The sequence below is a fragment of the Paenibacillus sp. genome (assembly GCF_035645195.1).
Lineage (GTDB): Bacteria > Bacillota > Bacilli > Paenibacillales > YIM-B00363 > Paenibacillus_AE.
Window position 1 is genome coordinate 123,582 of sequence record NZ_DASQNA010000033.1, and the last position, 11,031, is coordinate 134,612.

Sequence of the window (11,031 nt, forward strand, 5' to 3'; positions counted from 1 at the left end):
ATGAACCGATATTACGCGTATTTACTGTTCCTGAACATGTTGTCCAACATCGTGCCGCTTGCCGGCATTACGCTGCTCGAGCATCGGTTCGACGGCGCCGTGCCGGCGCTGCTGCTCGCCATACCCATAGGCGGAGTCTTCATCTTCGTCTTCACGAAGCTGTTCGCCCGGTTCCCGAATCAAGGATTCCCGGAAATCGCCTTCGATTCGCTGCCGAAGGCGGCCGCGGCGGGTCTCGTGCTGCTGCAGTCCGCCTTCTGGTTTATCGGCGGCGCGGTGGCGCTGCTGTACATATCCGAAGTAACGAAGCGGTTCATCAATCCGGACTTTACGCCGACGGAGGCGCTCGTTCTGTTTCTGGCGGTCGTCGTGCTGTTCGTCAATCAACCGTCGGTCAAGCTGTTGTATATGCTGGAGATCATGCTGCTCATCTCCGTCCCGCTGCTCGTACTTGTGTTGTTTAAAGCGCTGTTCAGCAACACGCTTATGACGGACAGCATGTGGGAAGTCGCCGGCCATTTCGCGGAGCTGCCTTCGCTTCTCTCCTTCAGCGCCGCGGCGTTTATGATGTCGGGCTTTATGAGCCTGACCGTGTTTAATCGCGCCATCGCGCCGAACGTCAAGAAGCCCGGATATTTGCTGGCGCTGGCGGCGATCGGGGCGATTCAGGTGCTGCTGACGTTCCTGCTGCCCGTCGGCTTCCACGGCGCGGACGGCGTGGCGGAGCTGACGTATCCGTGGTTCGTGACCGCGGATTCGCTCCGTCTGACGTACGGCTTCATCGAAAGGGTGCTGTATGTGTTTTTGCTCGCCTATGTGTTGATCAGCGTCATGTCCCTGCTCATTTTTTGGCATATCGGGCTCGAGCACGCGAAGCCGCTGCTGCCGCGCTTCATCCGTTCGCCGTCGCTTCGGGCGCTGTTCCCGTACGCGATATTGGCCGCGCTGTCGGCGGCCGTCATCGTTCTCGAGAATCGCTCCGGGCTGGCGCTGATTCGGGACGCGGCCGACGCGTGGCTCTGGATGTACGTGCCGAACGTGCTGCTCGTGCTGGCGGTGCTCGCTTGGGCGGCGTACAAAGAGCGGCAGTCGGACCGAACGGAGGGAAGCGATGAAGCCGTATCGCATTGAAGCCATCGCCAAAACGGCGCTCGCGCTTGCGCTCTTGCTCTTCGCGGGCGCCGGCTTTAACGGGTACAAAGACATCGACAAGCGGTTTTTCGTCGTGACGATGGGCATTGACGAAGGCAAAGGCGGCTACAAATACGAGGTGCTGCTGAAGCTGGCGCTGCCGCAAGCCGATCCGAAGGCGGCCAAGAACGAATTCGTGGTGCTGAGCAAGCAGTCGGATTCGATCGCGTCGGCCGTCGCGTTCATGAAATCGCAGGTCGACAAAGAATTCGACTTCGGCCATATGAAGATGGTCCTGATCGGCGACAAGCTCGCGAAACGGGATTGGTTCGGCCCGATGGACTGGTTTTTCCGCCGGCGGGATATCCAAAAAATCGCTTACGTGGCCGCGGCGCGGCCCGACGCGAGGACGGTGCTGGAGCTGAAGCCGCCGTTCGAGAACTTGCCGTCCGAATCGTTCTTTATCGCGTTCGGCGACGAAGGCACCGAAACGCCGTATATCGTTTCCGAATTTTTATTCGATTTGCTTCGTAGATTGCATGAGAGGGGCATCGATCCCGTCGTGCCGATCATCGAGCCGTTCGAGAAGCAGTTCGCCATTCAGAAAGCGTACGTGATCGAAAAGGACGGCGCGAAGCTGGAGCTGAACCCGCAGGAAACGGCGCTATACAGCATGCTGCTCAACCGCTCCGAACGGGCGACGCTCGCGGCCGGCGAAGGGAAGAACGAATTTTCGGTCACCGCCGAAGAAATCAAGCTGGAGTACGAGCTCGACGCGAAGCCGTCGCCGCCGAGAGTCCGCGTCGGCGGTACGATTCTCGGGACGCTCGAAACGGTGCCCGCGAACGCGGAGCTGGACGATCTAGGGCCGTACGAGCGGGAGCTCGAGCGGCGGATGAACCGCGAATTGGTCGCCTTCCTCGAAATGATGCGGACGGCGGGCGTCGATCCGATCGGCTTCGGCCTGCGATATCGCGCGAAACACACGAACAATAAAACGGAATGGGAGGAGTGGAAAAAGCTGTACCCGAAGCTGACGTTCGACGCTAACGTACGGGTGACCCTCGAAACGACGGGCGTCATCGAATAAGCGGCGTTGTGCTTTTTCGCCGCGTTCGCCTATAATGTAAATGTTTGGCGTATCGCAGCATCGAGAAACAGAGGGCGGAGGGGAAGGCTTATGAAGCGATCCATCGTGTTCACCGGCGGAGGGACCGCCGGCCATGTGACCGTGAACTTGGCCTTAATGCCGCATTACGTCCGGGAAGGCTGGGACGTTCATTATATCGGTTCCGCGAAAGGCATCGAACGGGAGTTAGTCGCGAACGTCCCGCAAGTCACGTATCACGCGATCGCGACGGGCAAGCTGCGGCGGTACATGGATTGGAACAACGTGAAGGACCCGTTTCGCGTCATGAAGGGCGTCTGGCAGGCGTATCGGCTGCTCGCCGCCATTCGTCCGAGCGTCGTGTTTTCGAAGGGCGGGTTCGTGTCGGTGCCGGTCGTCGCCGGCGCTTGGCTGAACCGGATTCCCGCTATCATTCACGAATCCGATTTGACGCCGGGGCTCGCGAACCGGCTCGCCATTCCGCTCGCCGCCAAGGTGTGCACGACGTTCCCCGATACGGCGAAGCATCTGCCCGCCGCGAAAGCGGTCCACGTCGGAGCGGTCGTTCGCGAGGAGCTGTTCCGCGGGGAGGAAACGAGGGGACTGTCGCGACTCGATTTCGTCCGCTCGAAGCCGGTGCTGCTCGTCATGGGCGGCAGCCTCGGTTCCCAGCGGATCAATCGGGCGGTGCGCGACGAGCTCGAGGCATTGACCGATATGTTCCAAATCGTGCACTTGTGCGGCAAAGGCAATGTCGAGCCGGCGCTCGATTCCCGCTCCTATCGGCAGTTCGAGTACGTGACCGACGAGCTGCCCGACCTGCTGGCGGCCGCCGACGTCGTCGTCTCGCGTGCGGGGTCCAACTCGATCTTCGAGTTTTTGGCGCTGAAGAAGCCGATGCTGCTCATTCCGCTGTCGCTCGCCGCGAGCCGCGGCGACCAGATCGCGAACGCGGAAAGCTTCCGAAGCCGCGGCTTCGCCCGGGTGCTGCCGGAGGAGGAGCTCACGGGGGAGACGTTCGTAACGGCGGTGCGGGAGCTGTACGAGCGGCGCGAACAATATGTTGCCGCCATGGAGCGGGAACCCGAGCGGGAACCGCTGCGTCAGCTGATCGGCCTTATCGACGACGCGGCGCGCGGGCGCTCGTAATCGAAAAACCTTCGCCCTTTCGGATACGCGGTTTTGTTGCCGCGCGCCGCTCGGAGCGAAGGTTTTTTCGGGTTAATGCGTGTAATCGGTTTTTTCCACTTCGATTTTGTTGCCGACCGATTTCGCCCAATCGAGGAATTGTTTCCCGTTCACCGTCTGCTCGCCGCGCTCGTTTTGCTTGAACGAGAATTTGCCCTGCGACTCGAGCTTGCGGATCGTATCGAAGCCGAGCCCGGTCATGCCGGCCAGCACGTCGATCGGATAGTTCGTTCCTTCGTCGAGCTCCTTCACTTTCATTTCGTATTCCATTCTGGTTACGCCCCCTGACGCTTTTCGAACGTTTGGCAGTTCGTGTCCTGGCATTCGTTGCTGTCGCGGCCTGTAATTTCGATCGCCTTCGCGACGCAAATCGCGCCTTCTCCCCAATACTCGCAGGAGGACACCGTGCACATGACGCTCGGGTTCACTTGATACGCGGGGTTGACGAGCCCCATGACGGTGCCCGCGACGTTGATGTTGTCCGCGGAACCGAGATAGTTCGCCAAGCTGCTCGCGTGGGCGAACGATTTGCACATCGTTTGCTCGACGATCATGGACATTTTCGTTTCTTCCTCATGCACGATATCGATGTTTTTCGCTCCGCAGCGGTCGCCGTACAAATAGTGCGTGCACGTGTTGACGACGCATTTCACCTCAGGCACTGCCGATCCCTCGCTTTCCAAAGTAGATAGTCGTATCGTTCCCTGAACCGGAACCGAATATAATCCTGAGTTGCGCAAATGCGGGGACGCCGGCCAAATAATCCGGAGCCGGTTCGGCTATCCTAATCGGTAAATCGACGGAAACAGACATGAGAGGAGCGTTATAACATGAGGGCGGAACGCATCGCAAGGGACGTGTTTTGGAAAAGGCTGCTGATGGTGAACGTCGTCTTTCTCGGAAAGCCCGGCGCGCGCAGCGGGGAGTGGGCGCTCGTCGACACGGGGCTGCCGTATTCGGCGGACGCGATCGAACGGGAGGCGAAGGAGCGGCTCGGGTATCAGGGATCCCCGTCCTGCATCGTGCTGACGCACGCGCATGTGGACCATGCGGGCAGCGTGCGGGAGCTCTCGCGGCGCTGGAACGCGCCGGTATACGTGCACGAACGGGAGCTGCCGCACGTGACGGGCAAGGCGGCGTATCCGACGCCGGATCCGACGGTCAGCCCGGGCTGGATCGCGAAGCTGTCGCCGCTGTTCCCGACGAAGGCGATCGATCTCGGCGGCGCGGCGAAGGCGCTGCCGGCCGACGGCTCGGTGCCGGGCCTGCCGGAATGGCGCTGGGTGGCGACGCCGGGTCATACGGACGGGCATATTTCGCTGTTCCGCGAATCGGACCGGACGCTGCTCGTCGGGGACGCGTTCACGACGGTGGAGCAGGAGTCGCTCGGCGCGGTGCTGATGCAGCGGAGCGCCGTGCACGGCCCGCCCGCGTATTTGACGACGAATTGGGAGGCCGCGCATATGTCGGTATGGGCGCTGCGGGCGCTGCGGCCGCACGCCGCCGTGCCGGGCCACGGCCTGCCGATCGTCGGGGAGATGGATTGCGGGCTGTATTTGGAGCTGCTGAGCGAGCATTTCGAAGAGATCGCCGTGCCGAAGCAAAGTAAATTTCTCGGCAAGCCTCAAACGTAAGGGCGCAGCGCGTCCGCGGGCAGGCGGAGCGGCTCCTTTGGAAGGCGGTCGAGGCGAAAATGCGGAATCAGCTCGATCGGCCGCACGGGCTCGGGTCGGTCGATAATGCCGGCGAGGGCGGCGATGTGTCCGACGAGCGCTTCGGCGCTCGCCCCGGCTTGCCGGAGCGCCGCCGCGGCGAGCGATTTTTGGCGCTTCGACAGCCGTTCGCCGTCCGCGTCGCACAGGAGCGGCACATGCGCGAAGCGGGGCGGCGTCAAGCCGAGCGCCCGGTACAGCCACAGCTGCCGCGGCGTCGAGTCGAGCAGGTCGGCGCCGCGCACGGCGTCGGTAATCGCCATGGCGGCGTCGTCGACGACGACGGCGAGCTGGTAGGCGATGACGCCGTCCGCGCGGCGCACGACGAAGTCGCCGCCGGCGCCGGGCGGGAAGACGACTTCGCCGAAGACGCCGTCGCGGAACGAGATCGGCGCGTCCACGGGGACGGCGAAGCGGAGAGCCGGGGCTTTGGCCTCGGCTCTTCGTTTGCGTTCGGCGTCGGAGAGCCCGCGGCATGTGCCCGGATACGCCGGCCCTTCGGACGCGAGGCCGTGCGGGGCGCTCGCCACCGCCAGCAGCTCGGCGCGGCTGCAGAAGCACGGGTAGAGCAGCCCCTTGGCCCGCAGCTCGTCGAGCGCGGCTTCGTACATCGCCTCGCGCTCGCTTTGCGTATAGGGGGCGTACGGTCCGCCGACGTCGGGCCCTTCGTCCCAATCGAGGCCGAACCAGCGTAAATCTTCAAGAATGAGCTCCGCCCACTGCGGGCGCGAGCGGGGCTTGTCGATATCTTCCATGCGCAGCACGAATGCGCCGCCGGCGCCGCGCGTCGCGAGCCACGCCATGAGCGCCGCGTACAAATTGCCGAGATGCAGCTGTCCGGACGGCGTCGGCGCGAAGCGGCCGCGTGTCATGAGCATCGATCCTTTCGCGTTCGTTCTACGCTCATTATACGGAGGCCGGCGGCGCGTTCGCAAACCGGGCGGACCTCTTCCCAAGTCGAATCGTTTCGTGTAAGGTAAGGTTCATGAACAACGATACGCAGGAAGGGAACGACGCAACATGACCGAACGATTGCCGATCGAGGACGCGCTGCCGGAGCTGCGCCGCGCGCTCGCGGCCGCGCCGAACGCCGTCCTGACGGCGCCGCCCGGCGCGGGCAAGACGACGCTCGTGCCGCTCGCGCTGCTGGACGAAGCGTGGGCGCGGGGCGGGCGCATCGTCATGCTGGAGCCGCGCCGGATCGCGGCGCGCGGCGCGGCGCGGCGGATGGCGCAGCTGCTCGGGGAGCGCGTCGGCGAGACCGTCGGCTACGTGACGCGCGGCGATACGAAGATCGGGCCGCGGACGCGCATCGAGGTCGTCACGGAAGGCATCTTGACGCGGCGGCTGCAGCGCGACCCCGGACTCGAGGGCGTCGCGGCCGTCTTGTTCGACGAATTTCACGAACGGAGTTTGCATGCGGACTTAGGATTGGCGTTGACTCTGCAGGCGCAGGCGCTGTTCCGCGACGATCTGCGGCTGCTCGTCATGTCGGCGACGATCGAAGCGGACGCGGTCGCCGCGCTGCTCGGCGGCGCCGCGATCGTGCGCAGCGCCGGCCGGATGTTCCCGGTCGAGACGCGGTACGCCGACCGGCGCAGCGACGCGCCCGTGGAGCGCCGGACGGCGGCGGCGGTCGTCGATGCGCTGCGGCGGCATCCGGAGGGAGATACGCTCGTCTTCCTGCCGGGCGGCGCCGAAATTCGCCGGACGGCGCAGGAGCTCTCGCGCCTCGGGCTGCCGTCTGGCGTGCGCGTCGCGCCGCTGTACGGGGCGATGCCGCCCGAGGCGCAGGACGCGGCCGTGGCGCCGTCGCCGCCGGGCGAGCGCAAAGTCGTGCTCGCCACCAGCATCGCGGAGACGAGCCTCACCGTCGAAGGGGTTCGCATCGTCGTCGACGCGGGACTCTCTCGCGTGCCGCGTTATTCGCCGCGCACCGGACTGACCGCGCTCGAGACGGTGCCGGTCACCGCCGCGTCGGCCGATCAGCGCCGCGGCCGGGCCGGCCGGGTCGCGCCCGGCGTCTGTTACCGGCTGTGGACGGAGGAGGAGCATCGGCGCCTCGCGCCGTTCGGCGAGCCGGACATCGCCGCGGCCGATTTGACGCCGCTCGCGCTCGAGCTGGCCGTCTGGGGCGCGGCGGACCCGATGGAGCTCGCGTTCCTCGACCCGCCGCCGGAGGGCGCGTATAAGCAGGCGACGGATCTGCTGCGCCGGCTCGGCGCGATCGACGAGCGCGGCGCCGCGACGGCGGCGGGCCGGCGGATGGCCGAGCTCGCCATGCATCCGCGGCTCGCCCATATGACGCTGCGCGCGGTCGAGCTCGGGCGGGGCGACCTCGCCTGCGAGCTGGCGGCGCTGCTGGAGGAGCGCGAGGAGACGGGCGCGTCCGTCGACATGCGCGAGCGGGTAGAGGCGCTCCGCCGGGGCGCCTCGCCCGCCGCCGCGCGGCAGCGGGAAGAGGCGGCGCGCCGGATGCGCGACGCCGGCATCACCCGTGCGGGCACGGACGCCGCTTATGCCGGCGAGCTGCTCGCGCTCGCCTTCCCCGACCGGATCGCGCTGCGGCGCGCGAACGGCAAGTATACGCTCGCGAACGGCCGCGGCGCCGAATTCGCGGGCGACACGCCGCTCTCGCGCGAGCCGCTGCTCGCGATCGCCGAGCTGGACGGCGCCGGCGTCGACAGCCGCATTCGATCGGCGGCGCCGCTGCAGCTCGACGCGCTGAAGCGGCTGCTCCCGGACCGGCTGCGGACGGAGGACGACGTCTATTGGGACGACGCTTCGGCGTCCGTCCGCGCGCGGCGCCGGATCGCGTTCGACGCGCTCGTGCTGGAGGAGACGCCGCTCGCTTCGCCCGACCCCGACCGCGTCCGTGCCGCGCTGCTCGCCGGGGTCGCGTCAACCGGCCTCTCGGCGCTGCCGTGGACGCGCGCCGCCGAGCAATGGCGCGACCGGGTCCGCTTCCTGCGGCGGCATGCGGGCGACGAATGGCCGGATTTAAGCGACGAGGCTTTGCTCGAGGCGCTGGACGATTGGCTCGGGCCGCATGTGTACGGTATGAAGTCGAAAGGCGATCTGCAGAAGCTGAAGCTCGTCGACGTCCTCGAATCGATGCTGACGTGGGACCAGCGGCGCAAGCTCGACGAGTGGGCGCCGACGCATCTCGTCGTGCCGAGCGGCTCGCGGCATGCGGTCGATTACGGCGATCCGGACGCGCCGTCGCTGTCGGCGAAGCTGCAGGAGCTGTTCGGCTGGGCGGAGACGCCGCGCATCGCCGGCGGCCGGGTGCCGCTGACGATCGAGCTGCTGTCTCCCGCCCAGCGGCCGGTGCAAATTACGCGGGATCTCGCGAACTTTTGGCGGGAGACGTATTTCGAAATCAAGAAGGATTTGAAGGGGCGGTACCCGAAGCATTATTGGCCGGACGATCCGACCGCCGCCGTCGCGACGCGCGGCACGAAGCCGCGGCCGGCGCCCGCCCCTTGACTGGGAGGTCGAGATCATTGGAAGACGACGTAACTTTATTGGACCGGCTCGGCGGGGAAGAGACGGTCGCGCGGCTCGTCGACAAGTTTTACGATCGGGTGGTGCGGGACGAGTCGCTCGCGCCGTTGTTCGCCGCGAGCGACATTCGCGAGGTGAAGCGGAAGCAGACGCTGTTCCTGACGCAGTTCTTGGGAGGGCCGCCCCGTTATTCCGAGGAATTCGGACACCCGATGCTGCGATACCGGCATCTGCCGTTCCCGATCACGCCCGCTCGAGCCGAAGCGTGGCTCGCCTGCATGGCCGGGGCGATGGACGACATCGGACTGCAGGGTCCGGCGAGAGAGTTTGTTTACGGCCGATTGACGCAGGTCGCCCACCACATGGTGAATACGCAGGAAGACGACAGCCCCCTCGATCGTTGAGGCGGCTGTTCGCTTTTTTGCGAGGCTGTTTCTTAAGATCTCTTAAGGTTGCACCGCAAGCGGGGCATTTCAGGCGACGATCATGTATAGTGGAATGGAAGAAAGGAGGTGTCCGGGTGAGCTATCGCATATTGATCGTCGACGACGACCGGGACATCGCCGGTTTGATCGAGATTTATTTGCGCAACGACGGATACGACACGGTGAAGGCGCACGACGGCGAAGAAGCGCTGCGGAAGCTGGAGGAGGAGGCGCCGATCCATTTGGTCGTGCTCGACATCATGATGCCGAAGCTGGACGGGCTGGCCGTCTGCCGGCGCATCCGGGAGGATCGGGCGCTGCCGATCTTGATGCTTAGCGCTAAAGCCGAGGACACGGACAAAGTGCTGGGCTTACTCACCGGAGCCGACGATTACATGGTAAAGCCGTTCAACCCGCTGGAGCTCAGCGCGCGGGTGAAGTCGCTGCTGCGCCGGGCGTACCGGCTGTCGGCCGAGGCGAGCGCGCCGGACGACGCCATCCGCATCGGGCCGCTGCGCATCGACAAGAGGACGTTCCGCGCGGACGTCGACGGCAAGCCGCTCCATTTGACGACGACCGAATTCGGCATCTTGCATTTGCTCGCGAGCTATCGCGGCCAGGTGTTCAGCGCCGAGGACATTTTCCAGCAGGTGTGGAAGGAAAAGTATTTCGATTCGAACAATACGGTCATGGTCCATATCAGCCATTTGCGGGACAAGCTCGAGCAGGAGACGGGCGATAAAATGATCGTCACCGTGTGGGGGGTCGGCTACAAAATTGACGCATAACCTCGTTCGCGCGCTCGTGCGCAAGTTTATGCTGCAGCTCGTATACAGCGCGCTCGGCTCGGCCGTCTTGACGTTCGCGACGGCGCTGCTCGCGGCGGGCGCCTATGACCTTATGATCGTCGGCGGTTTGATCCGGCTGCTGCTCGATCTGCTTCCTCCGGAAGTGTGGGCCGTCCTGGTCCTGCTCTTTTATTTCGTCGCGATTTTGGTTTGGTTCCAATGGAGGCGCTACCGATATTACGGCGAAATGATCGCCTCCGTGCGCCGCATCGCCGAGGGCCGCTTCGACGTCGAGGTGCCCGTGAAGCAGGCGGACGACTTCGGCGTGCTCGCGGCCGACATCAATTCGCTGATCGCCCGGCTGCGCGCCTCGATGGAGGAGGAGCGCCTCGCGGAGCAGACGAAAAACGAGCTGATTACGAACGTATCGCACGATCTGCGGACGCCGCTGACGTCGATTCTCGGCTATCTCGGGTTGATCGACGACGACAAATACCGAGACGAGGTCGAACTGCGCTATTACGTACAAATCGCTTACGCCAAAGCGAAACGGCTGCATGCGCTGATCGACGATCTGTTCGAGTATACGCGGATGCGCCACGGCGGATTGCCGCTGCGCAGCGCGACGTTCAACGTCGCGGAGCTTCTCGGCGAGCTGCTCGCGCAGCATCGGCTTCAGCTGGAGCGGGCGGGCGTCGAGGGGACGCTGTCGGTCCCGGAAGCGCCGGCGTTCGTCGTCGGCGACCCGGACAAGCTCGTCCGCGTGTTCGAAAATTTGCTGACGAACGCGATTCGTTACGGCAGCGACGGGAAGCGGGTCGACGTCGCCGTCCGTTCGGAAGGCGACGAGGCGGTCGTCGACGTCGTCAATTACGGCGAGCCGATCCCCGCGGCGGATTTGCCGTACATATTCGACCGGTTTTATCGGGCGGACAAATCGCGGACGGCCGCGGCGGACGCCGGCGGCTCGGGGCTGGGCCTCGCGATCGCGAAGAGCATCGTCGAGAAGCACGGCGGCTCGATCGCCGCGTTCAGCGACGCGCGCAGTACGATGTTTCGGGTGAGGCTGCCCGCCGCCCCGCCGCCCGTCCGGAAACGGAAAGCCGGCGAGTAGTCGGAGGTATTCCGATTGCATCGGTCCCCGCGGCGAATTTGGCGCCAATAGTCGGAGT

The 11,031-nt window shown here is 65.0% G+C and carries 11 protein-coding genes; 8 read left to right on the plus strand and 3 right to left on the minus strand.

The window, feature by feature from the left end; all coding sequences use genetic code 11:
- From VE009_RS18065 to VE009_RS18075, 3 genes are all read left to right on the plus strand, one after another.
- Nucleotides 1-1,131, plus strand: a complete 1,131-nt coding sequence (locus VE009_RS18065; RefSeq protein WP_325009999.1) for a hypothetical protein — start codon at nucleotides 1-3, stop codon at nucleotides 1,129-1,131.
- Complete coding sequence (locus VE009_RS18070; RefSeq protein ID WP_325010000.1) at nucleotides 1,112-2,221, plus strand: Ger(x)C family spore germination protein; 1,110 nt, start codon at nucleotides 1,112-1,114, stop codon at nucleotides 2,219-2,221. The genes VE009_RS18065 and VE009_RS18070 overlap by 20 nt, the downstream gene beginning before the upstream one ends.
- A 90-nt stretch (nucleotides 2,222-2,311) precedes the next feature.
- On the plus strand, nucleotides 2,312-3,388 hold the full coding sequence (locus VE009_RS18075; protein WP_325010001.1) for an undecaprenyldiphospho-muramoylpentapeptide beta-N-acetylglucosaminyltransferase: 1,077 nt from the start codon (nucleotides 2,312-2,314) through the stop codon (nucleotides 3,386-3,388).
- Between the two features lie 72 nt (nucleotides 3,389-3,460).
- Here VE009_RS18075 and VE009_RS18080 read toward each other — a convergent pair whose 3' ends face one another.
- Together VE009_RS18080 and VE009_RS18085 are read right to left on the minus strand one after the other, a co-directional pair.
- Nucleotides 3,461-3,697, minus strand: coding sequence for a hypothetical protein (locus VE009_RS18080; RefSeq protein ID WP_325010002.1), 237 nt, complete (start codon nucleotides 3,695-3,697; stop codon nucleotides 3,461-3,463).
- A 5-nt stretch (nucleotides 3,698-3,702) separates the two neighbouring features.
- On the minus strand, nucleotides 3,703-4,089 hold the full coding sequence (locus tag VE009_RS18085) for a DUF1540 domain-containing protein (protein ID WP_325010003.1): 387 nt from the start codon (nucleotides 4,087-4,089) through the stop codon (nucleotides 3,703-3,705).
- Between the two features lie 168 nt (nucleotides 4,090-4,257).
- Here VE009_RS18085 and VE009_RS18090 point away from each other — a divergent pair, with 168 nt between their 5' ends.
- Nucleotides 4,258-5,061 carry an MBL fold metallo-hydrolase gene (locus VE009_RS18090; RefSeq protein ID WP_325010004.1) on the plus strand — a complete coding sequence of 268 codons (804 nt, stop codon included), beginning with the start codon at nucleotides 4,258-4,260 and terminating at the stop codon, nucleotides 5,059-5,061.
- On the opposite strand, the gene gluQRS is transcribed toward VE009_RS18090, so the two are convergent.
- Nucleotides 5,052-6,011 (minus strand): tRNA glutamyl-Q(34) synthetase GluQRS, encoded by a 960-nt coding sequence (gene gluQRS / locus VE009_RS18095; RefSeq protein WP_325010005.1) that lies wholly within the window; start codon nucleotides 6,009-6,011, stop codon nucleotides 5,052-5,054. The genes VE009_RS18090 and gluQRS overlap by 10 nt on opposite strands.
- A gap of 148 nt (nucleotides 6,012-6,159) precedes the next feature.
- On the opposite strand from gluQRS, the gene hrpB reads away from it, so the two are divergent.
- From hrpB to VE009_RS18115, 4 genes are all read left to right on the plus strand, one after another.
- A complete protein-coding gene (hrpB, locus tag VE009_RS18100; protein WP_325010006.1) occupies nucleotides 6,160-8,628 on the plus strand; it encodes an ATP-dependent helicase HrpB in 2,469 nt (822 codons plus the stop codon).
- A 17-nt stretch (nucleotides 8,629-8,645) separates the two neighbouring features.
- On the plus strand, nucleotides 8,646-9,050 hold the full coding sequence (locus VE009_RS18105) for a globin (RefSeq protein ID WP_325010007.1): 405 nt from the start codon (nucleotides 8,646-8,648) through the stop codon (nucleotides 9,048-9,050).
- A gap of 116 nt (nucleotides 9,051-9,166) precedes the next feature.
- Nucleotides 9,167-9,859: a response regulator transcription factor gene (locus VE009_RS18110; RefSeq protein ID WP_325010008.1), complete on the plus strand. Its 693-nt coding sequence runs from the start codon at nucleotides 9,167-9,169 to the stop codon at nucleotides 9,857-9,859.
- Nucleotides 9,849-10,973, plus strand: a complete 1,125-nt coding sequence (locus VE009_RS18115; protein WP_325010009.1) for a HAMP domain-containing sensor histidine kinase — start codon at nucleotides 9,849-9,851, stop codon at nucleotides 10,971-10,973. The genes VE009_RS18110 and VE009_RS18115 overlap by 11 nt, the downstream gene beginning before the upstream one ends.
- The last annotated feature ends 58 nt before the right edge of the window (nucleotides 10,974-11,031 follow it).